At 58.0% G+C, this 26,491-nt stretch carries 28 protein-coding genes and 1 pseudogene; 14 read left to right on the forward strand and 15 right to left on the reverse strand.

The genetic code is table 11. The features are described 5' to 3' along the window. Positions 1-4: 4 nt before the first annotated feature. Positions 5-850 (forward strand): annotated as a pseudogene (locus GAO09_RS26425) (hypothetical protein); the annotation flags it as partial. Between the two features lie 232 nt (positions 851-1,082). On the opposite strand, the gene GAO09_RS26430 reads toward GAO09_RS26425, so the two are convergent. Beyond that, the gene (locus GAO09_RS26430) at positions 1,083-1,898 is read right to left on the reverse strand and encodes an alpha/beta fold hydrolase (protein WP_153359485.1); all 816 of its coding nucleotides are present in this window, start codon (positions 1,896-1,898) and stop codon (positions 1,083-1,085) included. Here GAO09_RS26430 and GAO09_RS26435 point away from each other — a divergent pair. Together GAO09_RS26435 and GAO09_RS26440 are read left to right on the forward strand one after the other, a co-directional pair. Continuing rightward, positions 1,870-2,262, forward strand: coding sequence for an ArsR/SmtB family transcription factor (locus tag GAO09_RS26435; RefSeq protein ID WP_209018859.1), 393 nt, complete (start codon positions 1,870-1,872; stop codon positions 2,260-2,262). The two genes, GAO09_RS26430 and GAO09_RS26435, sit on opposite strands and share 29 nt — an antisense overlap. A gap of 50 nt (positions 2,263-2,312) precedes the next feature. Further along, positions 2,313-2,792 (forward strand): GNAT family N-acetyltransferase, encoded by a 480-nt coding sequence (locus tag GAO09_RS26440; RefSeq protein WP_153359487.1) that lies wholly within the window; start codon positions 2,313-2,315, stop codon positions 2,790-2,792. Positions 2,793-2,821: 29 nt separating this feature from the next. Here GAO09_RS26440 and GAO09_RS26445 read toward each other — a convergent pair whose 3' ends face one another. Further along, positions 2,822-3,994 carry an MFS transporter gene (locus GAO09_RS26445; RefSeq protein WP_153359489.1) on the reverse strand — a complete coding sequence of 391 codons (1,173 nt, stop codon included), beginning with the start codon at positions 3,992-3,994 and terminating at the stop codon, positions 2,822-2,824. 1 nt (position 3,995) lies between these two features. After that, on the reverse strand, positions 3,996-4,865 hold the full coding sequence (locus GAO09_RS26450; protein WP_153359491.1) for an EamA family transporter: 870 nt from the start codon (positions 4,863-4,865) through the stop codon (positions 3,996-3,998). A gap of 78 nt (positions 4,866-4,943) precedes the next feature. On the opposite strand from GAO09_RS26450, the gene GAO09_RS26455 reads away from it, so the two are divergent. From GAO09_RS26455 to ppk2, 6 genes are all read left to right on the forward strand, one after another. Beyond that, entirely contained in the window at positions 4,944-5,432 is a 489-nt protein-coding gene (locus tag GAO09_RS26455) for a MarR family winged helix-turn-helix transcriptional regulator (protein WP_153359493.1), read from the forward strand. 20 nt (positions 5,433-5,452) lie between these two features. Beyond that, a complete protein-coding gene (locus tag GAO09_RS26460; protein WP_153359495.1) occupies positions 5,453-6,262 on the forward strand; it encodes a helix-turn-helix transcriptional regulator in 810 nt (269 codons plus the stop codon). Between the two features lie 429 nt (positions 6,263-6,691). Next, complete coding sequence (locus GAO09_RS26470; RefSeq protein WP_153359497.1) at positions 6,692-7,153, forward strand: NUDIX hydrolase; 462 nt, start codon at positions 6,692-6,694, stop codon at positions 7,151-7,153. A gap of 197 nt (positions 7,154-7,350) precedes the next feature. Next, the gene (locus tag GAO09_RS26475) at positions 7,351-8,955 is read left to right on the forward strand and encodes an inorganic phosphate transporter (RefSeq protein WP_338015105.1); all 1,605 of its coding nucleotides are present in this window, start codon (positions 7,351-7,353) and stop codon (positions 8,953-8,955) included. Between the two features lie 231 nt (positions 8,956-9,186). Continuing rightward, entirely contained in the window at positions 9,187-9,462 is a 276-nt protein-coding gene (locus GAO09_RS26480; protein ID WP_153359499.1) for a hypothetical protein, read from the forward strand. Positions 9,463-9,537: 75 nt separating this feature from the next. After that, positions 9,538-10,455, forward strand: coding sequence for a polyphosphate kinase 2 (ppk2, locus tag GAO09_RS26485; protein ID WP_153359501.1), 918 nt, complete (start codon positions 9,538-9,540; stop codon positions 10,453-10,455). Positions 10,456-10,721: 266 nt separating this feature from the next. Here the strand turns inward: ppk2 and GAO09_RS26490 are convergent, their stop codons facing one another. Beyond that, the gene (locus tag GAO09_RS26490; RefSeq protein ID WP_153359503.1) at positions 10,722-11,438 is read right to left on the reverse strand and encodes a UTRA domain-containing protein; all 717 of its coding nucleotides are present in this window, start codon (positions 11,436-11,438) and stop codon (positions 10,722-10,724) included. A gap of 99 nt (positions 11,439-11,537) precedes the next feature. Here GAO09_RS26490 and GAO09_RS26495 point away from each other — a divergent pair, with 99 nt between their 5' ends. The 5 genes from GAO09_RS26495 to GAO09_RS26515 all read left to right on the forward strand — a co-directional run bounded on the left by GAO09_RS26495 (position 11,538) and on the right by GAO09_RS26515 (position 16,120). Beyond that, positions 11,538-12,587 carry an ABC transporter substrate-binding protein gene (locus tag GAO09_RS26495; RefSeq protein ID WP_153359505.1) on the forward strand — a complete coding sequence of 350 codons (1,050 nt, stop codon included), beginning with the start codon at positions 11,538-11,540 and terminating at the stop codon, positions 12,585-12,587. A gap of 92 nt (positions 12,588-12,679) precedes the next feature. Continuing rightward, positions 12,680-13,504, forward strand: coding sequence for an alkaline phosphatase family protein (locus GAO09_RS26500; protein ID WP_153359506.1), 825 nt, complete (start codon positions 12,680-12,682; stop codon positions 13,502-13,504). After that, a complete protein-coding gene (locus GAO09_RS26505) occupies positions 13,501-14,328 on the forward strand; it encodes an ABC transporter permease (RefSeq protein ID WP_153359508.1) in 828 nt (275 codons plus the stop codon). Before GAO09_RS26500 ends, GAO09_RS26505 begins: the two co-directional genes overlap by 4 nt. Then, entirely contained in the window at positions 14,325-15,119 is a 795-nt protein-coding gene (locus GAO09_RS26510) for an ABC transporter permease (protein ID WP_209018860.1), read from the forward strand. Before GAO09_RS26505 ends, GAO09_RS26510 begins: the two co-directional genes overlap by 4 nt. Continuing rightward, on the forward strand, positions 15,116-16,120 hold the full coding sequence (locus tag GAO09_RS26515) for an ABC transporter ATP-binding protein (protein WP_153359510.1): 1,005 nt from the start codon (positions 15,116-15,118) through the stop codon (positions 16,118-16,120). The genes GAO09_RS26510 and GAO09_RS26515 overlap by 4 nt, the downstream gene beginning before the upstream one ends. A 133-nt stretch (positions 16,121-16,253) precedes the next feature. Here GAO09_RS26515 and vapC read toward each other — a convergent pair whose 3' ends face one another. The 11 genes from vapC to GAO09_RS26570 all read right to left on the reverse strand — a co-directional run bounded on the left by vapC (position 16,254) and on the right by GAO09_RS26570 (position 26,475). Continuing rightward, positions 16,254-16,655 carry a type II toxin-antitoxin system tRNA(fMet)-specific endonuclease VapC gene (gene vapC, locus GAO09_RS26520; RefSeq protein WP_153359512.1) on the reverse strand — a complete coding sequence of 134 codons (402 nt, stop codon included), beginning with the start codon at positions 16,653-16,655 and terminating at the stop codon, positions 16,254-16,256. After that, the gene (gene vapB, locus GAO09_RS26525) at positions 16,655-16,885 is read right to left on the reverse strand and encodes a type II toxin-antitoxin system VapB family antitoxin (RefSeq protein WP_153359514.1); all 231 of its coding nucleotides are present in this window, start codon (positions 16,883-16,885) and stop codon (positions 16,655-16,657) included. Before vapB ends, vapC begins: the two co-directional genes overlap by 1 nt. A 386-nt stretch (positions 16,886-17,271) precedes the next feature. Beyond that, positions 17,272-18,753 (reverse strand): NAD-dependent succinate-semialdehyde dehydrogenase, encoded by a 1,482-nt coding sequence (locus tag GAO09_RS26530; RefSeq protein ID WP_153359516.1) that lies wholly within the window; start codon positions 18,751-18,753, stop codon positions 17,272-17,274. Between the two features lie 76 nt (positions 18,754-18,829). Continuing rightward, positions 18,830-19,906, reverse strand: a complete 1,077-nt coding sequence (locus GAO09_RS26535; protein WP_153359518.1) for an ABC transporter ATP-binding protein — start codon at positions 19,904-19,906, stop codon at positions 18,830-18,832. After that, the gene (locus GAO09_RS26540; RefSeq protein WP_153359520.1) at positions 19,903-20,703 is read right to left on the reverse strand and encodes an ABC transporter permease; all 801 of its coding nucleotides are present in this window, start codon (positions 20,701-20,703) and stop codon (positions 19,903-19,905) included. The genes GAO09_RS26535 and GAO09_RS26540 overlap by 4 nt, the downstream gene beginning before the upstream one ends. 5 nt (positions 20,704-20,708) lie before the next feature. After that, on the reverse strand, positions 20,709-21,566 hold the full coding sequence (locus GAO09_RS26545; RefSeq protein WP_153359522.1) for an ABC transporter permease: 858 nt from the start codon (positions 21,564-21,566) through the stop codon (positions 20,709-20,711). Positions 21,567-21,644: 78 nt separating this feature from the next. Continuing rightward, positions 21,645-22,655, reverse strand: coding sequence for an ABC transporter substrate-binding protein (locus GAO09_RS26550; RefSeq protein WP_153359524.1), 1,011 nt, complete (start codon positions 22,653-22,655; stop codon positions 21,645-21,647). 50 nt (positions 22,656-22,705) lie between these two features. Further along, positions 22,706-23,035 (reverse strand): NIPSNAP family protein, encoded by a 330-nt coding sequence (locus tag GAO09_RS26555; protein ID WP_153359526.1) that lies wholly within the window; start codon positions 23,033-23,035, stop codon positions 22,706-22,708. Positions 23,036-23,040: 5 nt separating this feature from the next. Then, positions 23,041-24,504 (reverse strand): aldehyde dehydrogenase, encoded by a 1,464-nt coding sequence (locus tag GAO09_RS26560; RefSeq protein ID WP_153359528.1) that lies wholly within the window; start codon positions 24,502-24,504, stop codon positions 23,041-23,043. Positions 24,505-24,511: 7 nt separating this feature from the next. Further along, positions 24,512-25,549: an LLM class flavin-dependent oxidoreductase gene (locus tag GAO09_RS26565; protein WP_153359530.1), complete on the reverse strand. Its 1,038-nt coding sequence runs from the start codon at positions 25,547-25,549 to the stop codon at positions 24,512-24,514. Continuing rightward, positions 25,546-26,475 carry a flavin reductase gene (locus GAO09_RS26570; RefSeq protein WP_153359532.1) on the reverse strand — a complete coding sequence of 310 codons (930 nt, stop codon included), beginning with the start codon at positions 26,473-26,475 and terminating at the stop codon, positions 25,546-25,548. Before GAO09_RS26570 ends, GAO09_RS26565 begins: the two co-directional genes overlap by 4 nt. Positions 26,476-26,491 lie beyond the last annotated feature (16 nt).

Here is a 26,491-nt window from a genome sequence, read left to right on the forward strand (position 1 = left end):
TTCGCATGCCGCCAACCGATCCAAGGAAATACAGCGTGTCATGCGCGTCCATCGCGATCCATTCGAACCGATCATGTGTGTCCTTGAAGCGGACAGTCCACTGGCGGAATATCGCAAGATCACCGATGAAATTCTGAAACGCATGCCGGATGAAAGCCGATATCCTCGGTCGGCGGCCGAAGCCGTACGCTCATTCCTGCTTCTCCGTCTTGGATTGCATCTCGGTCTTCGACAGAAGAACCTTCGCCAGTTGCGTGTCTGTCCGCGTGGGCATCACCCGACATCGGAACGCAGGCTTGAGGACATGAGATGTGGCGAGCTACGCTGGAGCGATCGCGATCATGGGAGGGAAGTCCTGATCCCATCAGTCGCATTCAAGAACTCGGGCTCATCCTTCTTCGGGCAGAAGCCATTTCGACTGATCCTGCCGGACCTGCTTGACCTATACAAATATCTCGATGCTTATATCGATCGCCATCGAGCTGCACTGCTAGATGGTGCCAAAGATCCCGGCACCCTCTTCGTCAAAACGGTGAAAACGATCAGCATCGATGCGGCTTACAACTCCACCACCTTCTACGAAGCCTGGCGGACGGTCATACAACGATACGGCATTTACAATCCTTACACCGGACGAGGTGCAATCAAGGGACTGCTGCCGCATGGGCTCCATAACCTGCGGGACATTCTTGCGACGCATATCCTGAAGCAGACCGGATCATATGAGCAGGCGAGCTACGCCATTCAGGACACGCCCGATGTCGTGCAGCAGCACTACGGCCGCTTCCTGCCGCAGGACAAGGCTGCTCTTGCTGCTAAGATCCTCAATCAAGTCTGGGAAGCGGCATAAGGCGGATTGAGCCATTCAACCCGAATGTGAAGAGCATTTCGCATCCGGGTTGAATAGCCCCAGTCTTTAGCTTGAACGGATATGAACTCACGACGACGCTGTTCTCCGGCGACCAACTCTCTGATCTCCTTGAAGATCAATCTGATCAATCGTTGAGCGACTGAACGCCTCCGCTCGCGCCTGTTACTACAAACCGTTGTTCTTCGTCAGAACCAAGCGCCCTTGCAAACCATCACATCATGATCCTTTTCAGAACGGCAGCGACGATCGCTTCGGGCCGATCTTCCTGCACCAAATGCCCCGCTTCCGGGATCGCCATACATTCCTTACTGGAAATCGCAGTGGCAAGCTCGACGCCCTTTTCAAACGGAATCCAGCCGTCGTTTTGACCCCACATCACAGTCACCGGGCAATCCATCTCCTCGTAAAGCCCTTCGATCTCGTCTGTATACGCCTGGTCCATCTGAGCGATCTGCCGATAAAATGCCGGCTGACCGACAGGCCCCAGCCATGGTGCGCAATAGATATCCATCGCCTCTTCGGACAACGGCGTATGCGCAGCGGTCTGGAGATAGGCCCTGAGCAGTGCCCGATGCATGTAGTCAGGCATTTCTGAAAACGCCGCCTCATGGCTGCGCACATGTTGCACGAACGGGGATCCCCATGGCGCGAGGGCGACGGCATCGAAGATCGTCAACGAGCGATAACGCAAGCCATTGAGATAATAACCACGTAGGGCCGTCGCGCCGCCGAAATCATGCGCCAGCACATCCGGGCGGCCAAGCTTCCATTCATCAAACAGCGCTGCAAGCACCCTGTTCTGAATGCCCAGCGACACATCCTGCCCCTCGCGCTGCTCCGAAAGGCCATAACCGACCAGATCGAAGTAGTAGACAGTGCGATGCTCGGCAAAATACGGAATGATCCTTCTCCAGACCTGCGACGAGAAAGGCGTTCCGTGGATAGCGACAAGAGCAGGTCCCCTGCCGATTTTGCCCCAACGCACGGCGTTGCCTTCGATGAAGGTCGTATCGGAAAGTTCAAGCATCGCATCGACTCACATTGCAATTTCGCTATATGACGATATGATGTCGCGGATGGATAGATCAACCCAAATCAAGGCAATGGCGAGCGAGCAGCGATTGACGATCCTACGTCTGCTTGCCGAACCGAAGAAGCATTTCGGCCACCAATGGTCGGCCGACGCGGTCGAGTTTGGCGTTTGCATGACGTTGATTGCAGAGGCCTTGTCGATTGCACAGCCGACGGTCAGCCGCCATCTCGACATTCTGAAACAGGCCGGCTTTATTACCGTTCGCAAACACTTGAAGTGGTCGTACTGCCAACGGGATGAGGTTGCGATCAAGGCCTATCTCGCTTGGCTTGGCACAGAATTGTCGCTAAACGATTGATCTGCTGAACATCATTCCTCTGTGCAAACGCCTTGAAACCGATCCCCTCCATGACATTGACCATACGTGAAGCCGTTCTAACCGACGCCGCAACGCTGCTGCATTTCATTCGCGAACTGGCGATCTACGAAAAGGCCGAGCATGAGGTGGCGGCAACGATCAAACTGATCGAGGCTTCGGTATTCGGTCCGAATTCGGTCACACGCGGGCTGATTGCCGAACTCGACGGCAAACCCATCGGCATGGCGATCTGGTTCTTCAATTACTCCACCTGGCAGGCGCGCAACGGTCTTTATCTGGAAGATCTTTATGTTACCCCGCAGGCGCGTGGCGTCGGTGCTGGCAAGCAATTGCTGAAGCATCTGGCAAAAATCGCCGTCGAAAACGGATGTGGCCGTTTCGAGTGGAGCGTGCTCGACTGGAACGAACCGGCGATCAAGGTCTATGACGCCATCGGCGCCCAACCTATGCCGGAATGGCTGCGTTACCGGCTGACGGGCAACGCACTTGAGGAATTTTCGGCCAGCTGACAAAAGAGGCGCCGCCGCCCATCACTCCGCTACCGGGAAAACCCGGCCGATGCGGCGCGTGCAATAGTCATTGCCAGAACGAGCAGAAACAGCACCGCCCAGCTCAGCGACCACGTTCCGAAACCGGCCAGCAGCAGGCCGCCGGCAAAGCCGCCAACAGCCACGCCACTGTTCCAGACAGTCACGAAAATCGCCTGGGCAACATCCGTTGCGTCGCCCGCAGCGCGTGCCTCTGCCGTCTGGAACAAGGTCGGTGCCGCACCGGCAACAGCGCCCCAGAGCGCAACGCCCACCAGCATCACCGGCACGGAGGCGCCAGCCAGCCCGAATGCGATAGCAATCGCGCAAAAGACGAATAGGCTCGTCAACACCAGCAGGCGCAGATGGCGATCGATCGTAGCCCCCACGATCCACAGGCCGGCAAGCGATGACAGGCCAAAAACAAGCAGCACCAGATCGACGCGCCCGGAGAGACCCGATGGGCCAAGCAACGGCGCGATATAGGTGTAAAGAATGTTATGACCGACAACAAAGGCGAACATGACGACAAGGATCGCTCCCAGTCCCGGCATGGCAAGCACGGTCAGTGTCGAGGTCTGATCATCGCTTTTTTGACCGGGAAAGTCCGGTAAGCCGACGCGAACCCATATCATCAGCCCTAAGGCGACGGCACTCATCAGCATGAAGGCCACATCCCAGCCGACGAATGCCCCTAGCGACGTGCCGAGCGGAACTCCGACGGAAAAGGCGAGCGGCGCCCCGATCCCGGTCATGGCGATGGCGCGTCCCGCAAGCCGGGCCGGCACCATGCGCGCAGCATAGCCCACGAGCAGTGCCCAGACTATCCCACCAAACATGCCGGCCAGAAATCGTGCCGCGATCGTCAGCCCGTAATGGGAGGACAAGGCGGTCGCCATGTTGACCAGCGCAAAACCACCGATGGCGATCAGCAGCAGACTGCGGCGCGCCATCGCCTGTGTCAGCGTCATCATCGGTATAGCCGTGACGAATGAACCCGCAGCATAGGCGGTGACCAGTTGCCCGGCCATGCTTTCATCGATCTGCAGGCCGGCACTGATCTGCGGCAAAAGGCCGGCCGGCATGACTTCGGTCATGAGGGTGATGAAACCGGCCATCGCCAATGCCAGCAAACCACCGATCGGCAGACGATCGCTCTTCGCTTGCGTATTTTCGAATGTCATATCACGTGCCCTTTGCCAGCGTCTTTGTGCCGGCCTGACGGGCGCCCGCTATGACGCAAACCAAAACGATGATGGCGCCCAACACCTGAAGGGGGGACAATGTCTCGCCCAGAACGATCCAACCCAGCAACACGGCCGTCAACGGACTGAGAAAACCGAGCCCGGTCACCGATTGCGGGCCGACACGCTCGATCCCCCGAAACCACAGGAAATAGGTAAGCGCTGCACCGAACAGCCCAAGCCATACGAAACCCGCAGCATTCAACGCCGTCAGTTGAGGCAGGGCGGGCTCCAGGAACAACGCCATTGGCAGCAACAGGATACCGCCGGCCGTCAGCTGACAGGCCGTAAATGTCAGAGCCGAAACAGGCGGCTTCCACTTACGGGTCAGCACCACGCCAAAGGCCATGGACAGCGCCCCGACCAACACCGCCGTCACACCAACGCCATCGAGCTGCGCCGTCGGCCCAAGCACAAGTAGCGCAACGCCACCGATACCGGCCACGGCAGTCAGCAGGCTCTTCGCGGTCAGCGTCGTTCCCAACATGGCCCGCGCCAGAAGCAGCACAATCAGCGGCTGGATCGCACCCAGCGTTGCGGCAACCCCGCCCGGCAGGCGATAGGCTGCAATGAACAAAGCGGCCCAGAACACTGTAAAATTCAGAGCGCCGAGGATAGTGAGGCGTCCCAGCCACGTCACGGGAGGCACCTGCCGCGTCACCGCCATCAACAGGAGTCCCGCCGGCAATGCTCGAAGCATCGCGTCGGTCAGCGGATATCCCGGCGGCAGCATCTGGGAGGTGACGATATAGGTCGTGCCCCAGATGACGGGCGCCATCGCGGCCAGCATAAGATCGGCGTTTCTGGACATGTCGGCTCCATTTATCTTGACGTCGAGATATTATATGAATTTCTTGACGTCAAGATAAAATACGGTATCGATTGCGGCATGGATCATGTCGACCGTATTCTTGCCCAATGGAATAATGAACGCCCCGATCTGGACGTCGGGCCCATGGGCACGTTCGGCCGATTGAAGCGGCTGACCGACCATCTGGCAACGGAACTCGTTCGCGTTTATGAAGCCCATGGCCTCACTGCCGCCGGTTTCGATGTTCTGGCGACGCTGCGACGCTCCGGCGCTCCCTACACGCTCAGCCCATCGGCTCTGATCGAATCGACGATGGTGACGTCAGGCACGATGACCAACCGTCTCTGCCGGCTGGAGGCTGCGGCTCTGATTACCCGCCAGACCGACCCCAAAGATGGCCGTGGCCAGGCCGTGGCGCTGACACCGCTCGGCTTCGAGCTGATCGACCGGGTCGTCACAGAGCATGTGGCAAACCAGCATCGGCTGATCGCAGGCCTGCCACCGGAATTGCGCGCGCACCTCGACGACGGCTTGCGGGCATGGCTTGCCGCGGTCGAAGCGGAATGACGGATGCCGGTTGATTTCGCATGACGACGAACTCAGTCACGATCTCCCGCACCAACGCGTTCGGCGGTTTCGACATGTTGGAAAGCAGCGTCCGTCGGTTCGAATATGCACCACACCGCCACGCGGAAGTTGTCATCGCGGCCTATACGGCCGGGCGAAAGCTGGCGAGTTGCGGCAAGCAGAAGTTCGGCATCATGCCGGGCGATCTGCTGGTGATCGGACCGGAAACACTCCATGCCGCCGAAACTGTGGACGACATTGGCTGGCACTATCACTCCATCTACCTTACCGTCGACCAGATCGCGGAGGCCACCGGGTTCGACCTGTCCACCGTTGATCGCCGCATCGGCGGGCACAGACTGCATACAGGAAAGGCAGCCGGCTTTCGCCTCCGGGAAGCGCTTGAGAACCCGCTGGACCTGACTGAACTGCTGGTGGAAATCTTTTCCGAGACGCACGCGCAACATGCCGCTTCGCTCGTGTCCTTGCCATTTTTCGCGCCTGCGTCCATCAGCATCGTGCATGATCGTCTGGCCGATGACCCCGCCACAACGCCCACGCTTGCGCAGCTGGCAGCCCTTGCCGGCATCTCTCCCGAACACCTTTCACGCCGGTTCCGAGCCGTCTACGGCCTGTCGCCGTTTCAGTTTCTTTCGGTGACGCGCGCCCGCCTGGCAAAGGACATGATGGCGAAAGGCATCCCTATCGGGTATACGGCTCAGGCTGCGGGCTTTGCCGATCAAAGCCATCTGACGCGTTGGTTCAAGCGCGTCTACGGCGTGACACCAGGCGCGTTCTCCCGGCATCAAATGCGTTCAAGACGGTCGTGATTTGTCGATGTACCCAATGGCAAAAGCTGAAGGGACAAGACTGTGCTACGCCCATTGAAACAAAAAACCATCGGCCTCCTCGGAGGCTGCTCAAATATCGCGACCGAGCAATATTACCGCATGCCCAACGACGGCGTAAACGCACGCCTTGGTGGCTGGAAAATTGCCGAGACGCTGCCGCCGTCCATCTGGAGATCGCCGGAATATTGATGCGGCGCGGCCTTGCCACTTTGGCCGCCCCGTTGTGCTGTGTAGGGTCCGCAGCGGGGTTCAACTCTTCGCAGAATATTCTCGACATCTCATCTACCGGCGTTGAATTCGGCACGTGCGCGCTGAAAGAAATCCGTGCCGCAGAAGTCCGACCCGCCGGCGGCGGCTATATCAGGGTTGCCTGATATCTTGGCTTACATCTGATTTAAGAGTGTCAATATGCTCGCAACATCTGGTTTCAAACAGCTTCGAGCGACAATCGCAATTGCCGTCGACAAGTGGCTCGCCCCTGCGCAAGCCGCGGCCATATGCGTGCGGTTTGTCGATGGCGCTCCGCAAATCTTGCTGATTTCGAATAGAGCGCGAACCCGCTGGGGCATACCCAAAGGTCATGTGGAAGTCGGTGAGACATCGTGGCAGGCTGCGCAAAGGGAGGCATTCGAGGAAGCGGGGATTATGGGCTCGGCAGACCCAGCATCTATCGGCGAATATCGCTATTCGAAGATTGGCGAACTCAAACGGCGCGTTGTGAAACTTCATGTCGTTCATGTGGAAGCGTGCCTTGAAACATTTCGGGAGGAAGGGCTGAGAGAAATGAAATGGGTCAATCTTCCGGCTGCGGCCGGAAGCGTTGGATACCCGGAGCTGGGACAGAAGCTGAACGAATTGCTCCTTTCATGACCATTTCCGCCTTTGCCTTCGAATGGAATTGAACCGCCCTGGTTCCAAGCGTGTCGATATGTAGTCCACGCCCAACCATGTCCTGCGGGTCAAACACTACCGCAATGCGCAAGTCTGCCATTGTCGATGCAGGCGTCACAAGACGTTCATCCAGCAGATCTAACAATAGTGAGATTTGATAACGTCGGAGTCCACTCGTGACGGACGCAACTGCTTCATCTTCAAATTCGAACCAGACCTATCATCCCCTTGAACATCGCTCGAAATGGGGGCGTGTATTTCTTCCGATATTCGCATCGGTTCTTCTGATCGGCGTAAGTTACGTTGGCTACGAGCTCGCTCTGGACCTCGAGGTTGCACATTCCGTTCCGTGGCTCATGCTCGGACTGGCCCTTCTGATTGCCCTTGGGTTCGAATTCGTCAACGGATTCCATGACACGGCAAACGCCGTCGCCACCGTCATCTATACGCGATCCATGCCCGCAGAGCTGGCAGTTATCTGGTCAGGTTTTTTCAATTTCCTCGGCGTATTGCTGTCCAGCGGAGCGGTCGCGTTTGGCATACTGGCCCTGCTTCCCGTTGAACTCATCCTGCAAGTAGGCTCAGGTTCGGGACTGGCCATGGTGTTTGCATTGCTGATCGGTGCAATCATCTGGAACCTGGGGACCTGGTATCTTGGCCTGCCCTCATCCAGCTCGCACACTTTGATCGGCTCGATCATCGGTGTTGGTCTCGCCAATCAGTTTCTGGCGCCACAGGGAACCGCAACGAGCGGTGTCGATTGGTCCCAAGCCAGCAGCATCGGCCTCTCCCTGCTCATATCGCCATTGATAGGCTTCGGCATGGCCGCGCTTCTTCTTCTGGCCATGAAGTTCTTCGTGCGCAACAAGCAGCTCTATGAGGAGCCGAAGGGCAATCAACCGCCGCCATGGTGGATCCGTGGGTTGCTGATCTTTACCTGCACCGGCGTGAGCTTTGCGCACGGCTCAAATGATGGACAAAAGGGCATGGGTCTGATCATGCTGATTCTGATTGGCTTGGTACCAACTGCATTTGCCCTTAACCGCACGCCCGACAGCCGATATCTCGACGCTTACGAGAGTGCATCCCAGCAAGTTGAGACAGCGTTGCAGAAATACGTAAAGCCCGGCGCGACCGTAACGGACGCCCAGGCAGAGGTCGCTCACGCGGTTCAGAACAAAACGTGGAGCGATACGACGACGCTCGCTTTGCAACAGTTTATCCACTCGACAAGCGAAGAGATTTCCAAATACCCGACCCTGGAAGCGGTACCGACGTCGCTTGTTACGAACATGCGCAATGAGATCTATCTCATCGGAGAAGCACTCAAACTGATCGACAAGAACAAATTGCTGCCGATGCAAGCGGCTGATCTTGAGGCGGTCAAAACCTATCATCACGCCGTGGATGACGCCACGAAGTTTATCCCGCCATGGGTCAAGGTTGCGGTCGCCCTAGCGCTTGGCCTTGGCACCATGGTTGGCTGGAGGCGGATCGTGGTAACCGTGGGCGAAAAAATCGGCAAGACTCACCTCACCTACGGACAAGGTGCCGCCGCTGAAGTGGTTGCAATGGCAACCATCGGCGCCGCCGATCATCTGGGCCTTCCGGTTTCGACCACACACGTTCTGTCATCCGGCGTGGCAGGCACAATGGCTGCCAACGGTTCAGGCCTGCAATGGTCGACCGTTCGCAACATGCTGCTTGCATGGGTACTGACGTTGCCGGCGTCGATTGCGATCGCCTTTGGTCTATTCGTGGCGCTCAGGCAATTCGTGTGACTGCTGAAGCAGCGCGGTTGTCATCGTTTTGATTGCGGTGCGCAGCACCATGATGATGACATCATCGGCCCAGCAGTAAAAACAACCCTCCTCCAAGGCGTTTAATAACCTTGGCCTTGCGCCCGACCAGACGGTTCGGGCGGGATATGGTTGGCGAACAGCAGGGCTTTCAGAGCGCCCTCTCCTCGACGAAGATACGTCGAGGGGCGCTCAAACGTCACTGCAACTGAGATGGTCACCGCTTGGTCGCGTTCGTTTCGTTCGGAGGTATCCTTCTGTTTAACGCCGTCCATCACCCCCGATGGTCATGATGACTGGATCAAGGTCATCGGCCAGGTTTCCCAAGCCCCCGCGGCAAGCTTCCTTCAGCAGGTTCCGGTCCACCTTCAGTTGGCCGCAGCGGCGCAAAAGAGAAAAGGCCAATTCCTCAAGCAAGCCCTGATCAGAAAACCATACCCGTGGGTGGTTCATTTCTCGGTGGAATGTCTGACAGGCCCGACCATCTGATCGCCGTCATGCGGCTGATATGAGCGCTGTCTTAAATCCGGTAGCTTCGTTCAGCCTCTTTCAAGGACCATCGCGATGAACATGACAGATCCGAACCAACTGGACCGCATCAAGGCGGAAATCGCCGACAGCTTTGACGAAGAGCTCGAGCTGCAGATGGAGGAAGAGCGTCTCGATGATTTGATGGCGAGCGAGGCGCAGCCATCTGTCGGGAAGCTTCTCGACAGGAAAATCTATTTCCAGGAACTGTTCCGACTTCAGCACGAACTCGTCAGGTTGCAGGACTGGGTGCAGCATCAGAAACTGAAGGTCGTGGTGATCTTCGAGGGCCGTGACTCAGCCGGCAAGGGAGGTGCCATCAAGCGCGTGACCCAGCGTCTTAATCCACGTGTTTGCCGGGTCGTTGCCCTCCCCGCGCCAACCGAGCGCGAGCGTCATCAATGGTATTTCCAGCGCTACGTGCAGCATCTTCCGACCGCAGGCGAAATCGTGCTTTTCGACCGTAGCTGGTATAACCGAGCAGGCGTCGAACGCGTCATGGGGTTCTGCACCAAGGACGAACTGGAAGAGTTTTTCCAGTCGGTCCCACAGTTTGAAGACATGCTCGTGCGTTCAGGGATCATTCTGGTGAAATACTGGTTTTCGATCACGGACGAGGAGCAGGAATTCCGCTTCAACATGCGTATCCAGGATCCTCTGAAGCAGTGGAAACTGTCGCCAATGGATCTCGAAAGCCGGGTTCACTGGGAGACATACACCAAGGCCAAAGAAGAAATGCTCGAGCGTACGCACAGGCCGGCAACGCCATGGTGGGTGGTGGACGCAGTCGACAAGCGCAAGGCGCGATTGAACTGCATTTCCCACCTTTTGCAGCAGATTCCGTACGGCGATGTTCCGAAGTCTACGGTTACGCTCCCCGAGCGAGCGCGAAATGCGGACTACAACCGCTCACCGGTCCCAACGGAAATGTACGTTCCCGATAACTATCGGTGACATGCCTATCGTTTAGGCTCGGCATTTGACGATGCCGGGCCTGCGTATCGGCCATCGATGCGCGACGGGAAAACGGCTGAAATCGATGGCTTTGCTGCCTCGATAAGAGAACTTGGCTCGACTGTGATAAAGCCGAACGCCTTCATCGAAGTGGTCAGGCTTCGTGATCCGGATACGCCAGGAAACGGATCGCACACGCCGCATTCCTCAGCGTCATATTTTCTTCCCAGCATGGCGAGCAACATGCACGGATTTTGCACGATATCCTATGGAGTTCCATCCCTCGTATCGATCCGGATAGAGACGGCGTCATGTCGCCAGTATTCGGCGTCGCAATCCAGAATGCGGCCTGCTTGGTCACGATTGACGCGCACGATCTGCAAACCAAACGTGCCATTGGAACAGTGCAGTTCTGCCGCCGGCATGCCGGTCAGTGCAATCGGGTTGATCTCGAAGGAAACGTCGCCGTATTCGAGCGCGTATTTTTCGCGATAGAGATTGGTCAGCGAACCGGTCAGGTCCTGCTCTAGTATGTCGGCAAAAACCGTTTTGCTGAGATGATGCTCCACGAAGACGACAAGACGGTCATCGACCCGCCGGCGGCGGCGGATGCGCCAGAACTCCGTTCCGGAAGGCTGCTCCAGCAATGCGCAGATATCATCCGGGGCAACCGCACTGACGGCTTCGATCAGTTCGGTGCTTGCCTGCCGGTTCTGCTCCCGTGTCATGCGCTGAAAGTCCGTCCGCCACAGCGGATTATACACCAGTCGACGATCGGAAACGAACCACCCCCTGCGATTTTCGCGGTAGATGAGACCATCCATTTCGAGATGAGAAAGTGCTTCGCGCAACGTGATGCGTGTTGTCCTATAACGTTCCGCCAGTTCGCGCTCAGGCGGCAAGCGTCGATCCACCGCCAGACGACCTTCGGCTAAATCGACTCTGATCGCCTGCTCAAGTTTCGAGGAACGCTGTGTGATCATATCGTTTGTGCTGCCGTCAGCCATTCGTCACCCGTCATGCGTCTGTCATCACAGTTTGGCATAGGATCACGCATCTGGTCTATACCAATGAGGTGAAACATGTTCCGTCGCACTTTCCTGGCCCTGCCCGCCCTCGGCGTTCTGGCCTATTCCGGCATTGCCGCCGCCAACGACATTTCCGCTCTCGAAGAAGCCGCCCGCAAGGAAGGCGCCGTGTACAGTGTCGGCATGCCGGACGGCTGGGCCAACTGGAAAGACACCTGGCAGCAACTGACCGAGAAATACGGCCTGAAGTATTCCGACACCGACATGAGCAGCGGCGAAGAGATCGCCAAGTTTGCCAATGAAGGTGTCAACGCCACCGCCGATATCGGCGACGTCGGCCTTGAATTCGGCCCGATCGCGCTCGCCCGCGGCGTCACCATGCCTTACAAGACCACCACCTGGGACCAGATCCCTGATTGGGCAAAGGACGCCGAAGGTAACTGGGTTATCGGCTATACCGGCACGATCGCCTTCCTCGTGTCCGCAGACGTCGCCAACCCGCCGACCTCCTGGGCAGATCTCCTGAAAGGCGACTACAAGGTCACCATGGGCAAGGTCGGTTCCGGCGCACAGGACAACGCCTCGATCCTCGCCGCGGCCGTTTCGCAAGGCGGCAGCGAGAAGAACCTGCGCCCGGGTGTCGAACTGTTCCAGAAGCTGGCAGAACAGGGTCGTGTCGTCGGCAGCGGCGTCACTCCGGCGCTGATGGAACGCGGCGAAATCCAGGTCGCGCCGCTTTGGGACTTCAACGCGCTGAACTACCGCGACGTCGTCGGCAAGGACAAGTTCAAGGTCATCATTCCTTCGGACGGTTCGGTCACCAGCGGTTACGCAACGATCATCAACAAGCATTCGAAAAACCCGAATGCCGCCAAGCTGACCCGTGAATATATCCTCAGCGATGCCGGCCAGATCAACCTTGCCCGCGGTTACGCCCGTCCGATCCGCTTCGACCATATCGAACTGCCGGCCGACGCCAAGGAAAAGCTGCTGCCGTCCGACCAGTACAAGGCTGCCCGTCCGATCGACCCGACGCTGTGGACCTCGGATGCCGCCAAGGAAATCTCGCAGCTGTGGCGCGATCTCGTCGCTCCGAAGATGTAATTCCGGCGACACAATCTTTCGTCAAACATCCCGTCTCGCGGATTTTTCCGCGAGACGTTCTTGCATTGAATTCAGCGAAAAGGACCAGCTTCATGACGAAGCGCACGATCTTCATCATTCTCGATGGCCTCCGGTATTCCACCGCACGCGAATGCCTCGGCTACATGGAAGCTCTGGTCGCAGGCGCTGAAGCGCAGGTCTATCGCGTCGACAGCGAATTGCCGTCGATTTCCCGCCCGCTTTACGAAACGCTGATGACCGGCCTGCCGCCAGTCGTGCATGGCGTGACCAGCAATTGCGTGGTGCGCCGCTCGAATTTCGACAACGTCTTTTCGCTGGCCCGCAAGGCAGGTCTGGTGACATCGGCTGCCGCCTATCACTGGTATTTCGAGCTCTACAACCAGGCGCCGTTCAGCCCGGAATTCCGTCGCATCACCAATTCCGACGGCGGCATCCAGCATGGGGCCTTCTACTGGCAGGATCATTATCCGGACGATCACCTGTTCGCCGATGCCGATGATCTCATCCGCCGGCACAATCCGGATTTCCTGTTGCTGCATCCGATGAACATCGATGACATCGGCCACAAGCATGGCGGCGCGTCCCGCCAATATCGCGACACCACCCGCAACGCCGCCGATCTTCTCGCCCGTTATGTGCCGCAATGGCGTGCGGCGGGTTATACCGTCATTGTCACCAGCGATCATGGCATGAGCGACGACGGCAATCATGGTGGTCCGCATGAGGACGAGGCGACCGTGCCGCTCTACACGGTCGGCGCAGACGTCTTTACGCTCGATGCGGCGGTGCAGCCGAAGCAGACAGAGCTTGCAGGGCTGATTTGCGAACTGCTCGGCGTCGAAAATCACGGGCTTTCCGTACCGGCCCTGCTGAATCCGGATATGGCTCGCGCATGAGCCACCATTCCTCTCCGGCCATGAAGCTTCTGGCCGCGCCCTTTCTTCTGATGCTGGCGGGACTGGTCGTCTGGCCGCTGGCAAACGTCCTGATCGACAGTTTCAGTAAAGGCGGCGCCTGGTCACTCGGAAACTATGCCGAAATCCTGACGAGCGCCTATTACGGCCAGAGCTTTGTCAATTCGCTGCTGATCTCCTTCTCAACAACGGCCATCGGCATGATCTTCGGCTTCCTGATCGCGGTCAGCCTTCGTTACCGTAAGGGAGGCACACGCCGTGTCGCGATGGCGCTGGCCAATATCGGAGCCAATCTCGCCGGTGTGCCGCTGGCGATGGCGTTGGTCTTCCTTCTTGGCCTGAACGGCACTCTGACAATCGTCCTAAAAGCGTCTGGTCTGATCGGCTCATTCAACGTCTATTCGCTGACCGGCCTCATCATCGCCTACTGCTATTTCCAGATCGCTCTTGCGGTCTTGCTGATTATCCCTGTTCTCGACGGCATCGAGACGGAGCTTGAGGAAGCCGCGAGCCTTATCGGGGTCGGCACCACCCGCTTCTGGTTGCGCGTCGGTCTGCCGGTGGTTGGCCGACAGATGATCGCCATCGCTACACTTCTCCTAGCAAACGCGATGGGTACCTACGCCACCACGCTGGCGCTGACTGGCACCAGCATCAACGTCGTCACCATCCGCATCAGCGAACTTGTTTCGGGTGACGTGTTTTCCGATCCCAATTTGGCCAATGCCATTGCTATTGCGCTGCTTCTGGTTCTCGTCGTGCCGATCGTTATCAGCCAGCTTTTGCTGAAGGGGGATAAGCGATGACCGTAACCCGCCATCCGGCCATGACAGCAACCCTCTGGCTTGCAGCAATCCTGATGCTCTTGCCAGTCCTTGCCACTTTCCTCAACTCGATCGCCACCGGCTGGACCGGCGGTATCCTGCCGAACGGCCTGTCGCTTGACGCCTATCAGACCATACTCTTGGACGGACGGTTTCAATCGGCCTTGCTGCGTTCCACCGTTGTCGCCGGACTGGCACTGTTTCTGGCCTGCTTGCTGATCGTACCTGCCGTCATCACCGCCCACCTCTACTGGCCGACACTCGATACCTGGATGGCGCGGCTGGTGATCCTGCCCTATGCGGTCCCCACCATCATCCTGATGGTCGGTTATCTCCGCGTCTTTTCCGCCCCGCCTCTGCAGTTCAGCGGCCAGCCGATCGTGCTTGTCCTGACATATGTGCCGCTCTGCTTTCCGATGTTCTACATCAACGTCAAGAACAGCCTGCAGGCGCTCGACACGACTGAACTTCTCGAAGCAGGCCGGCTGCTGGGCATCAGCGATGCAAGACTTTTGCGCCGGGTGATCCTTCCCTCGATCTTTCCGGGTATCGCGCTCGCCGTCGTTTTGAACTTCGCAGGCCTGATGAGCGAATTCGTCTACGCTCGCATGCTGGTCGGCGGCCAGTTCGAAACACTGCAGATGTACATGTTCGCACAGCGAGAACTCAGCGGCCGCCTGTCGAGCGTCATCGTCACCGTCTACTTCCTCATCACGCTTCTTATCACCTTCGCCGCGTTCCGGCTCGTCTGGCGAACGGAGACAAAATCATGACCTATCTCGACCTTTCCGCCATCGGCATGCGCTACGGCGACAATGTCATTCTCGACGGCATCGATCTTTCGGTGGCGCAGGGTGAAATGCATGTTCTGCTCGGCCCTTCCGGTTGCGGCAAGACCACGCTCCTACGCTCCATCGCCGGACTGGTTCAGCCGGACAAAGGCGCAATCCATCTCGCTGGCCTTGCCATCGAAAAGCTGCATCCAAAAGATCGCGGCATCGGCATGGTGTTCCAGCACTATGCGCTGTTCCCCAACATGACGGTACGCCAGAACCTCGCCTTCGGGCTCGAACAGCGCCGCCTTGCTCGCACGGTCATCAGCGACAAGATCGATGCGGTTCTGGACATCGTATCGCTGCAGGACAAGGCCGATTCCCGCCCGCGCCAACTCTCCGGCGGGCAGAAACAGCGCGTGGCACTGGCGCGCGCACTCGTCCTAGAGCCATCATTGCTTCTGCTGGACGAGCCCTTGTCGGCGCTCGACGCCCAGATCCGCAAACGCCTGCGTGACGAGTTGAAGCGCATCCAGCGCCGAACGGGCCTGACCAGCATTCTCGTCACCCACGATCAGGACGAGGCCCTGTCGCTCGGCGACCGGATTTCCGTGATGAACAAGGGCCGCATCGCCCAGACGGCATCAGGCCCGGAGATATTCTACCGCCCGGACGACCTGTTCGTCGCGAAATTCATCGGCAATGCCAACATCCTCAGCGCGGCAGAATTCAGTCGGCTGATCGGCCGGGATTTCGACCAGACGGCGGTCATCCATCCCCATATGTTCAAGATCGGCAGGGCTTCGGGAGGTTCAAGCCTCTTCGACGTCGCAGTAACCGTCGTGGAAACGGTCGTCGCAGGAAATATCGTACGATACGTGATGCAATCGAATGGTATTATTTTCAACGTGGAAGCTCAGACCGCCATGAATAGGGCGCATCTCGCAGTCGGAGAGGAAGCGACGGTAACGATCGATCCGTCGGACGCTCACTTCCTTTAGGACGTTGTTGTCGTTACCAAACTAAGAGGATCGCTAAACACTACTTCCGCTTGATGGGATTAGAACCGTTAACCCGGTAGATTTCTGTCTAGCGCAGCCAGATTAGACAACCGGTCGAGAACATCTCAGTGAGTTAGACAGCCCAGTCTTCGACGCGTAAGCCTGCCACGCGATCAAACTCGCGGCGGTTGTTTGTGACGACGATCAATCCGCGCGAGCGAGCGTGTCCTGCGATCAATTGATCATATGGACCAATGGGCGTTCCGTTTCGTGCGAGTTCAGCACGCAACTGGCCAGTATGGGTCGCTGCTATCTCGTCATAAGCTAGCACTTCTAGACGTGCGGCGAACCCCTCAACGACGGCCAAGTTGCGTTCTGGGCTAGCCGATTTCTCTGCTCCATATATCAGCTCCATCAGGCTGACTGAACTCATACAAAGCTGACCGTGGTGGCGATTGAACGCTTCTCGCACGTGCTCCGGTTTGTTCTTGATGGTGAATATGCAGATGTTGGTGTCCAGCATGTATTTCAACATCAGAATGCCTCGCGCTCCTGCAGCGCAGGCTGATCACGCTCACTCATAAAGTCGGTGGTCGCAGCGGTGCCATCAAACCAGCTATCCCAGACCTCGCCGACGGGGGCAATAATTCGAGTACGCCCAACCGCGACGATATCGACACGCTTCACATCATCCGGAAGAGCGACTGCCTTTGGTAGCCGGATAGCCTGGCTACGATTACTCTGGAATACCGCACCTTGCTCCATGACATACTCCTCTGGCATCTACAGATGGGATATGTAAAAATTAATACGCAGCCAAGGATATGTCAATGGGATATACATTGGAATGTGATAGACTTGCGTTAAGCTCTTGAGCGGAATGGAACCGTCGACCCGCACCATAATGTGCCTAACCACCTGAAAATATGAAATTCGGTATCGGCCCACCGTGAGCTCCGTTATGGAACAGCCCAATTAGCAGACAATTTTGCAAACGCAAATTCTGGCAAAACGACAAAACGGGCGAGCCGCAACACGGAAATCTTCCAGCCTGTTTCGGCCAGAAGTTTTCTCGAAGCATCCATTGAAAGGCAACTACTTTTTTTTCAACCGGCGACGCTCAGCGAAACCGAAACGTGAAGCGTGGAACCTTAATCCACCTGAAGGCAGAGATATTTCACCTCGACATAATCCTCGATGCCGTACTTTGAGCCTTCTCGGCCCTGACCGGACTGTTTGATACCGCCGAAAGGCGCGACCTCGGTCGATATGAGACCGGTATTAATGCCGACCATGCCGTACTCCAGCGCCTCGGCCACCCGGAACACTCGAGAAAGATCCTTGGCGTAGAAATAGGAGGCGAGACCGAACTCGGTATCGTTGGCCAGTTCGATCACCTCGTCTTCCGTCTCGAAACGGAAAAGCGGCGCCACCGGCCCAAAGGTTTCCTCCTTCGCCACCTTCATCTTCGCGGTCACGCCAGTCAAAATGGTCGGCTGGAAAAACAGGCCGCCGCGCGCATCGCGCTTGCCACCGACAGCGACAGCTCCGCCTTTTTCGATCGCATCGGCGATGTGTTCCTCGACTTTTTCTATCGCCTTTTCGGTAATCAGCGGTCCGGCAACGACGCCTTCCTCAAACCCGTCTCCGACCTTCATGGCCGACACTTTTGCGGCCAGCTTTTCGGCAAAGGCATCATAGACGCTGGCCTGCACATAAAGCCGATTGGCACAGACGCAGGTCTGGCCATTGTTGCGATATTTCGAGATCATCGCGCCTTCGACCGCGGCATCGAGATCAGCATCATCGAACACGATGAAGGGCGCATTGCCGCCAAGCTCAAGACCGAGCTTCATGATCTGCTCGGCGCCCTGCCGCATCAGGATCTTTCCGACGCCGGTCGATCCGGTAAAGGTCAGCTTGCGGACCTTGTCGTTCTGCGTAAATTCCTGCCCGATATCGGCGGATCTCTTTGATGTCACGACGTTGAACACACCGGCCGGCAGCCCGGCACGTTCAGCCAGAACCGCCAGAGCCAAAGCAGACAGCGGCGTCTCGGCGGCGGGTTTCGAGACCATCGTGCAGCCGGCAGCAACGGCGGGTGCGAATTTTCGGGCCAGCATCGCATTGGGAAAATTCCACGGTGTGATCGAGGCCACCACACCGATCGGCTGTTTTAACACGATAATGCGCTTGTCCTGCTGGTGGCCGGGAATGCTATCACCGTAAACGCGCTTGGCCTCTTCGCCAAACCATTCGACATAGGACGCGCCGTAAAGGATTTCGCCTTTCGCCTCGGCAAGCGGCTTGCCCATTTCCGTGGTGAGGATCGTGGCCAGATCATCGGCATTGGCGACCATCAGATCATAGAGCTTGCGCAGAACGGCGGCGCGTTCCTTGCCGGTCTTTTTTGCCCAGAGTTTTTGCGCCTTGTGGGCCGCATCGATGGCGCGCGCGGCATCCTTGCGGCCCATATCCGGAAGCGTCGCGATCACGTCGCCGGTCGAGGGATTGGTGACCTCGAATGTCGCACCACCCTCACCTTCCGAGCGCCATTCAGCGGCAATCAATGCCTTGTCGGTGGCAAGTGACGGATCTTTCAGTTTCGCGAGAAGTGTGTCGGACAGGGCCATGACACTGGCCTCCTTGGATGGGCTGATTGCGGCAATGGTTGCCGAGACCCGACATGATCGGACCTCGGCACCGGGATCAGGCGAAAGCGTGAGTCGATTTCGGCTCGAAACTCAACCATGCCTTGTCGCCACGGCTGATGCTGGAAATCGCCTCATGACCGAACGGCAGGCGAACGGACAGGCTTTCGCCATTCCCGGTCTGGGTGCTCACCTCGATATTGTTGCCGAGGAAAGTAATATCGTTGATCGTCACGACAAGCCCGCTGGCGACCTGTGTGCTCGACAGCGACAAGCGCTCCGGCCGAAGCAGCAGTGAGGCCGATTTCCCACCCGTCTTACCGGCATGCATCGGCACGCCATCGATGATCGTACCGCCCGGCAGAGCCAGTTTTGCCTTGCCATCGGCGCTCGACAGCACTTCGGCATTGATAAAATTACTGTCGCCGATAAAGCCCGCTACGAAATGCGTGGCCGGATTGGCGTAAAGCTCCTGACCGGTGCCGATCTGGTCGATCTCGCCCTGGCTGAACACCGCGATCCGATCGGAAAGGCGCAATGCCTCTTCCTGATCGTGGGTGACGTAGAGAATAGTCACGCCGGTTTCCTGATGGATGCGGCGGATTTCGAACTGGATTTCCTCGCGCAGCTTCTTGTCGAGCGCAGACAGCGGCTCGTCCATCAGCAGGACGGGCGGATTGTAGACCAGCGCGCGAGCAAGGGCGACGCGCTGCTGTTGCCCGCCGGACATCAAGGCCGGTTTGCGGTCTTCAAAACCTTCAAGACGAACAAGCTTCAGCGCTTTTTTCACGCGCTCTGCTATTTCGGCCTGACCCACGCGGCGGATGCGCAGCGGGAAGGCGACGTTTTCACCAACCGTCAGATGCGGGAACAACGTGTAGCGCTGAAACACCATGCCGATATTGCGCTTGTGCGATGGTGTCGACAGCAGGCTCTGGCCGTTGAGCAGAATATCGCCATCGGTCGGGTCCTGAAAACCTGCCAGAATGTAGAGTGTCGTCGACTTGCCCGAGCCCGATGGCCCGAGAAAGGTCATGAACTCACCCTGAGCAACATCCAGGCTGACGTTCTTGACGGCGGTGACCTGACCATATGTCTTGCGGATGCCACGGATGGAGAGGAATGGCTGGGTCATGCTTTGCGTCCCTTGCGGAAGAGTGCGGCCAGAACCATCAGCAGGATGGTGAAGGCAATAAGAATAGTGGAGGCGGCGGCGATGACCGGCGTCAGGTCCTGTCGCAGCGTCGCCCAGATTTTCACCGGCAGCGTCTGGAGCGTCGGACTGGCCATGAAGATGGCGAGAACGACTTCATCCCACGATGCGAGGAAGGAAAAGATTGCGGCGGCGAATATGCCGTGACTGACGGCGGGTACCGTCACCCGGATGCGGGCTTCCCAAGGGCTTGCGCCGCACAGGATGGCGGCATCCTCGATAGATTTGTCGAAACCTTCCAGCGCATTGCCGATCGAGATGATCGAGAATGGCAGTGCGATCAGCAGATGCGCGATGATGAATCCTACTGTGGTGCCCGCCAGTCCGAGCTGCAGAAACAGCGCGTAAAGGGCGACGGCGAGCACCACGACCGGGAGGATCATGGGGGTGAGGAACAGGGCGCGCAGGGCTTCGCGGCCAACAAAACTGCCGCGATTGAGGCCAAGGGCTGCGAGAAAACCGAGGATGACGGAGAGAACCGTGACGATCGCGGCGATCTTCAGGCTGGTCAGCGCCGACCAGAGCCAGCGCGGATCGGCAAACAGCATCTGATACCATTTGAACGTCCAGGAAGGCGGCGGAAAGATCAGCCATTGCGACGAGCCGAAGGAGAGTGCGGCGATGAAAACGATCGGCAGGATCAGGAATAGACAGACCAGAGCCGTGAGGCCGATCAGGAACGGTTTCAAACCGCCAAGTTTGTCGAAATCGAGCAGCATGATTGTTACCTCGCCCGATTGGGGTTCAGGAATTTGAGCTGGATGGCGTAGAGCACCATGGTCACCAGCAGGAGAACGAGGGCGGCCGCGCCGCCCATGCCCCAGTTGACCAATGACTGCACGAATTGCGCCACGAGTTCAGCCAGCATCATGTTGGAGGTGCCGCCGAGAAGGGCCGGCGTGACGTAATAACCAAGCGACATGACGAAAACCATCAGAGCACCCGAGGCGATGCCCGGCAGTGACAGCGGCAGCAGCACGCGGGTAAAACACTGGCGTTTGTTTGCGCCACAGAGAGCCGCCGCACGCAGGATGGCCGGATCGATCGACTTCAGGATACCGATCAGCGGCAGGATCACAAAAGGCAGCATGATATAGGTCATGCCGATCGTGACGCCGACGAGATTGTTCACAAGCGCCAGCGGCTTGTCGATGATGCCGAGGTTGATCAGCATCTTGTTGACGACACCGGTACGCTGCAAAAGCACCATCCATGCATAAGTGCGGGCGAGAAGGTTGGTCCACATCGACAGAACGATGATCGCCATCACCAGCCGTGACCACTTGTCGGGCATGATGGCGAGCAGCCATGCCACCGGAAAACCGATCACCACGGCAACCACGGTCACCAGACCGGCAACAGTAAATGTGTTGAGGAACACCCGCAGATAGGTCGTCGAGCCGAGCAGCTCGCGATAGTTCTGCAGACCGGGCGTGGGTTCGAGCACGCTGCGCATCAGCAGCATGAGCACGGGGATGATGAAGAAAAAGGCGATGAGCAGAAGAGCCGGCACGACATAGCCGAAACTGCCGTTGCGCCTGATCTTTCTCTCTCCACCGTCAGTCGTTGCCGACAGAACCATTACAAACCTCCCGGTTCCCTTCACGGAATTCACGGGCCGGCACCACCTGCCCGTGTCGTCCAAGTCTTCAGGTGAAAATTACTTGGCCTGCCAAGCATACCAGCGGGTCCCGATCTCGTCGCGATGGGCGGCCCAGTAGCTCATGTCGGCATTGACCTGGGTTTCGGCCTTCTGATCAGGCAGCGTCTTGCGCAGGTCCTCATCCATCAGTTTTGGCGAACCCGTATTGATCGGCGCGTAACCGGTCATCGTTGCGAACTCGGCCTGCGCCTTGTCGCTGGTGGCATTGGCGATGAACTTCATCGCCGCTTCCTTGTTTTTCGTGCCTTTCGGAACGACGAGCGCATCGGCAGCGGTGATGTTGTTGGTCCAGGATGTCTCGACAGTGACACCGGTCTGGGCAAGTGCCGTCAGGCGACCGTTCCAGAAGGAGCCGAACGGCGCTTCAGCCGAGGCCAAAAGCTGCTGCGACTGCGCACCGCTATCCCACCAGACGATTTCCGACTTGATGGTGTCGAGTTTCTTGAAAGCGCGATCGAGATCGAGCGGATACAGCTTGTCGGCGGCAACACCGTCGGCGAGCAGTGCGGCTTCGATCACACCGGGAGCGGACCACTTGTAGAACGTGCGCTTGCCGGGGAATTTGGCGAGGTCGAACAGATCGGCCCAGCTTTTCGGGCAGGCATCGACGGCATCCTTGTTGCAGCCGATGACGAAGGAATAATAGAAGCTGCCGACGGAGTAGTCGGTCACAAAGCGCGGATCGAGTTTTGTCTTGTCGATGACGGAAAAGTCTAGCTTTTCGAGAAGGCCCGCATTACCGGCCTGAACCGCATAGTCACCTTCGACATCTACGACATCCCAGGCAACATTCTTGGATTCCACCATGGCCTTCAGCTTGCCGTAGTCGGTCGGGCCGTCCTGAGTGACGTTGACGCCACCCTCAGTGCTGAAAGTGTCTGCCCAATGCTGTTTTTGTGCATCCTGCGTGGTGCCGCCCCAGCTGGTGAACACCATGTCGGCGGCGCTGGCCTGTCCGGCGAAGGCGACGGTGGCTGCGAGAACTGCGATAATCGTCTGCTTTTTCATGTTTTCTCCTCCCTGAGAAAAACCGTGATCTGCGAATGTGTGCTTGTGCTCTAGACCGGCACCGTGCCGCCCAGAGGCGAGAATGCAGCGGGCGACATGATCTTGTTGTCTGCGGTGACGATCAGGTCGCGTATTTTTGGTAGAAAGGCCTGCCATTCCGGATCGGCACCCAGCCGCGCACGCCGCGCCTGCCGGTCATCGAGGCTTTCGAAACCCCAGATATGAACGATCTCGTTGATCGGACCGATCTCCGAGGAGAAATAACCGACGAGATTGCCGAGATGTTTTTTCTGAATGGTGATGCCGATCTCGCCGACAACCTTCAGGTATTCGGGGATGGCACCGTTCTTCAGCCGATAGGTTCTGATCTCGTAGAACATGGCGCTCACCGCATCACGAAGGGGTCGGGGAAAGGCTCGTCTGACGTTCTCAGCCACACCGTCTTGGTGCGGGTGAAATCGAGTGCGGCGGCAAGGCCACCTTCGCGGCCATGACCGGATTGACCGTAACCGCCGAACGGTGCGATCGGCGATACGGCGCGATAGGTATTGATCCAGACGATGCCGGCGCGGATGCGCTTCACCATGCGATGCGCCCGCGTCAGGTTCTGGGTGAACACGCCGGAGGCAAGACCGTATCGGGTATCGTTGGCCAATGCGACCGCTTCGTCTTCATTGGTGAAGGACACGACCGAAAGCACCGGGCCAAAAAGTTCGGTTTCGACCGATGGCGAGTTGATGCCGTCGCAATCCAGAATGGTCGGCAAGTAAAAGAAACCGTCGCCTTCGCCAGCACGGCCACCGGTGACAACCTTGGCTCCGGCAGCAACTGAGGCAGCAACGACCTGCTCGACATGATCACGCTGGCGTTTGGTGCAAAGTGGGCCGACTTCCGTTGCCATTTCGAGCGGCGTGCCGATGCGGATGGCTTCGGCCTTTGCTTTCAAAAGGCTGATAATCTGGTCCTTGACAGAGCGCTCGACGATGAGGCGCGAGCCGGCAACGCAACTCTGGCCGGTCGCGGCAAAGATGCCGGCGACCTGCGCATTGGCCGCACTTTCGAGATCGGCATCAGCGAACACGATAAAGGGCGATTTGCCGCCAAGTTCCAGCGAAGTGCTGGCAAGGTTTTCCGCCGAATTGCGCACCACATGTGCCGCCGTGACAGGACCGCCGGTAAAGGCGATATGAGCCACACCCGGATGTCGTGTCAGCGCGCTGCCGCAGGACGGGCCGAAACCGGTGATGACGTTCAGCACGCCCTTCGGGAAACCGGCTTCATGCACGAGGCGAGCAAATTCCAGCATGGGCGCCGGGCCATCTTCAGATGCCTTGACCACCAGTGTGCAGCCGGCAGCCAGTGCCGGGCCAATCTTGACGGCAGAAAGAAACAGCTGACTGTTCCACGGCACGATGGCGGCAACGACGCCGACCGGCTCACGACGGGTCCAGACATCCATCTCAGCCTTGTCGATCGATAGCGTAGACCCTTCGATCTTGTCGGCAAGGCCGGCGTAATAACGATAATAATCGGCAACATAGGCAATCTGTGCCGAGGTTTCGCGGATGATCTTGCCGGTATCGCGGGTTTCCAATCCGGCAAGGCGCTGCGCATTTGCCTGCACAAGATCCGCCAGCCTGTAGAGAAGTTTTCCACGAGCGGATGCGGTCAACGCCGGCCAAGCGCCTGTCCACAATGCCTGTTCTGCGGCGTTTACGGCACGATCGACATCCGTCTCACGGGCTTCCGGCATGGAAGCCCAGACGTTTCCGGTCGCCGGATCGATACTGTCGAAGCGGGCAGACCCATCTTCGAACACGCCATCTATATATTGTTGAAAAGCGTGCATCTCAGCCTCACCGGAATGCTGGCATGACGTCGGCGATAAAGCGTTCGAGCGACGCCTTCTTACGCTCGAAACTCATGCCGGTATCGATCCAGAAGGAATATTCGTCCCAACCCTGCTGTTCGTAAACCTTGAGGCGATCGATGACGGTTGCCGCATTGCCAATCGGCATGTTGGTGATCATCTTTTCCGGTGCAAGGTTCGGGTTGACCGCCAGCTCCTCTTCGCTCAGGGTCTGGATCAGGCCCTGGCTGATCGGCCGCTCATTCTTGAACCAAGCGAAGAAGTAGTTGTAGTAGGTGCTGATTTCCTTGGCCGCCGTGGCGATATCGGCGTCATCCGAACCGACATAGGTGTGCTGCAGCAGCATGATTTTTGGACGCTTCACTTCCGGCGCCTTGTCGCAGGCCGCATCGAAACGTTCCATCAGGCTGGCAATCTCGGCCTCACCATTGGCAAGCGGCGTGCACTGAACGTTGCAGCCATTAGCCACGGCAAATTCGTGGCTATTCGGGTCACGCGCAGCCACCCAGATCGGCGGGTGCGGCTGTTGCACCGGTTTTGGCGCCGAGGTCGTTTTCGGGAATTTGTAGAACTCGCCGTCATGCGCATAATCACCTTCCCATACGCCCTTGATGGCCGGGATGAGTTCGCGCATGCGCTGACCGGCACCCCAAGGGTCGAGACCGGGCAGAAGACGTTCGTATTCGAAACTGTAGGCGCCGCGGGCAATACCGAGATCGAGACGACCACCGCTGATAAGGTCGGTCATCGCCGCTTCGCCAGCCAGCTTGATCGGATGCCAGAAGGGCGCGATCACCGTGCCGGTGCCAAGTCGCACATTTTTGAAGCGGGCGGCAAGGTCGGCGAGATTGACGAACGGGTTCGGCGCAATGGTGAATTCCATGCCGTGATGTTCGCCAGTCCAGATGGCGTGCATGCCACCCTTGTCGGCGATCTCGCACAGCTTGATGAACTCTTCATACAGTTCCTCATGGTCCTGGCTGGCATTCAGCCGCTCCATATGAACGAAAAGCGAGAACTTCATGGGATCAACCTTTTTTTAGCCACGGCGTGAACGCGGCCCTTTTCCTGATTGCCGAAATAGATGCCGAAATTGCCGAGCGTGCTTTCCTGGGCGTAACGCTTCACCGTCTCGCGCAAGGCCGAATCCTGGATCTTGTCGATCGGCAGTTGCTGCAGCGGGAACATCTGGCCAATTTTAGGCGCGCCCTCGCCTAACGCGGCGCGGTAGACGATATGCTGGCGGCCGGCCTTGGTGTCTTCGTAGATGGAATAAAGCAGGCCTGTCTGGATCGAGAGACCGATTTCGGCGGCAAACTGCGGCTCAAGCACGTCCATGCCTTCGCTTTCGGCCTTGTCGACCAAAGGCAGCGTCCAGCCGCCTGCGCCATCCGGAACCAGCAAAATCTGACCTTCTCGCTCGGCAACAGCACCAACAGACAAACTGCCCTCGACATTGGCGAGCAGGTTCTTTTCGGTGAGCGCCGGCGTGAAATAACCACCGCGTGCGTAACCGAGACCGGTCTTGCCGGAATTTTCGAAACCCTCGATCTTGCCGATCAGGATGACATGGTCACCGGCATCGACACGTTCATGTGCCGAACAGTCGAACCACGCGGCGGTGTCGGAAAAGACCGGCGAACCGAACGGTCCCTTCTGCCAGTCGACTGCGGCAAAGCGATCCTCCACCGGGCGGGCAAAGGTGTTCGACACATCCTTCTGGTCTTCGGAAAGGATGTTGACCGCAAAGCCCGGCGTGGTCATCAGCGTCTGGTAATTGCGCGATGTCTTCGCCAAGCATACCAGAAGCAGCGGCGGATCCAGCGAAACGCTGGTAAAACTGTTGGCGGTGAAGCCGATCGGGGCGCCCTCTTCATTGAACGTCGTCACCACGGTGACACCGGTCAGGAATGCACCGAACGCATCGCGTAGCGCTCTTGGATCACTCATTGTCACTCCTCCCATT

It is taken from the genome of Endobacterium cereale, assembly GCF_009617585.1.
Lineage (GTDB): Bacteria > Pseudomonadota > Alphaproteobacteria > Rhizobiales > Rhizobiaceae > Neorhizobium > Neorhizobium cereale.

Coding starts and splice junctions, on each gene's coding strand:
- GAO09_RS26445 (WP_153359489.1), bottom strand. CDS start 3,994: ATGACATTCGAAAATACGCAAGCGAAGAGCGATCGTCTGCCGATCGGT.
- ppk2 (WP_153359501.1), top strand. CDS start 9,538: ATGAACATGACAGATCCGAACCAACTGGACCGCATCAAGGCGGAAATC.
- GAO09_RS26570 (WP_153359532.1), bottom strand. CDS start 26,475: ATGAGTGATCCAAGAGCGCTACGCGATGCGTTCGGTGCATTCCTGACC.
- GAO09_RS26530 (WP_153359516.1), bottom strand. CDS start 18,753: ATGGCCCTGTCCGACACACTTCTCGCGAAACTGAAAGATCCGTCACTT.
- GAO09_RS26470 (WP_153359497.1), top strand. CDS start 6,692: ATGCTCGCAACATCTGGTTTCAAACAGCTTCGAGCGACAATCGCAATT.
- GAO09_RS26510 (WP_209018860.1), top strand. CDS start 14,325: ATGACCGTAACCCGCCATCCGGCCATGACAGCAACCCTCTGGCTTGCA.
- GAO09_RS26555 (WP_153359526.1), bottom strand. CDS start 23,035: ATGTTCTACGAGATCAGAACCTATCGGCTGAAGAACGGTGCCATCCCC.
- GAO09_RS26515 (WP_153359510.1), top strand. CDS start 15,116: ATGACCTATCTCGACCTTTCCGCCATCGGCATGCGCTACGGCGACAAT.
- GAO09_RS26565 (WP_153359530.1), bottom strand. CDS start 25,549: ATGAAGTTCTCGCTTTTCGTTCATATGGAGCGGCTGAATGCCAGCCAG.
- GAO09_RS26540 (WP_153359520.1), bottom strand. CDS start 20,703: ATGCTGCTCGATTTCGACAAACTTGGCGGTTTGAAACCGTTCCTGATC.
- GAO09_RS26435 (WP_209018859.1), top strand. CDS start 1,870: ATGAAGGTCGTATCGGAAAGTTCAAGCATCGCATCGACTCACATTGCA.
- GAO09_RS26505 (WP_153359508.1), top strand. CDS start 13,501: ATGAGCCACCATTCCTCTCCGGCCATGAAGCTTCTGGCCGCGCCCTTT.
- GAO09_RS26490 (WP_153359503.1), bottom strand. CDS start 11,438: ATGATCACACAGCGTTCCTCGAAACTTGAGCAGGCGATCAGAGTCGAT.
- GAO09_RS26430 (WP_153359485.1), bottom strand. CDS start 1,898: ATGCTTGAACTTTCCGATACGACCTTCATCGAAGGCAACGCCGTGCGT.
- GAO09_RS26560 (WP_153359528.1), bottom strand. CDS start 24,504: ATGCACGCTTTTCAACAATATATAGATGGCGTGTTCGAAGATGGGTCT.
- GAO09_RS26545 (WP_153359522.1), bottom strand. CDS start 21,566: ATGGTTCTGTCGGCAACGACTGACGGTGGAGAGAGAAAGATCAGGCGC.
- vapB (WP_153359514.1), bottom strand. CDS start 16,885: ATGGAGCAAGGTGCGGTATTCCAGAGTAATCGTAGCCAGGCTATCCGG.
- GAO09_RS26550 (WP_153359524.1), bottom strand. CDS start 22,655: ATGAAAAAGCAGACGATTATCGCAGTTCTCGCAGCCACCGTCGCCTTC.
- GAO09_RS26495 (WP_153359505.1), top strand. CDS start 11,538: ATGTTCCGTCGCACTTTCCTGGCCCTGCCCGCCCTCGGCGTTCTGGCC.
- GAO09_RS26500 (WP_153359506.1), top strand. CDS start 12,680: ATGACGAAGCGCACGATCTTCATCATTCTCGATGGCCTCCGGTATTCC.
- vapC (WP_153359512.1), bottom strand. CDS start 16,655: ATGTTGAAATACATGCTGGACACCAACATCTGCATATTCACCATCAAG.
- GAO09_RS26535 (WP_153359518.1), bottom strand. CDS start 19,906: ATGACCCAGCCATTCCTCTCCATCCGTGGCATCCGCAAGACATATGGT.
- GAO09_RS26480 (WP_153359499.1), top strand. CDS start 9,187: ATGGTCACCGCTTGGTCGCGTTCGTTTCGTTCGGAGGTATCCTTCTGT.
- GAO09_RS26460 (WP_153359495.1), top strand. CDS start 5,453: ATGACGACGAACTCAGTCACGATCTCCCGCACCAACGCGTTCGGCGGT.
- GAO09_RS26450 (WP_153359491.1), bottom strand. CDS start 4,865: ATGTCCAGAAACGCCGATCTTATGCTGGCCGCGATGGCGCCCGTCATC.
- GAO09_RS26440 (WP_153359487.1), top strand. CDS start 2,313: ATGACATTGACCATACGTGAAGCCGTTCTAACCGACGCCGCAACGCTG.
- GAO09_RS26455 (WP_153359493.1), top strand. CDS start 4,944: ATGGATCATGTCGACCGTATTCTTGCCCAATGGAATAATGAACGCCCC.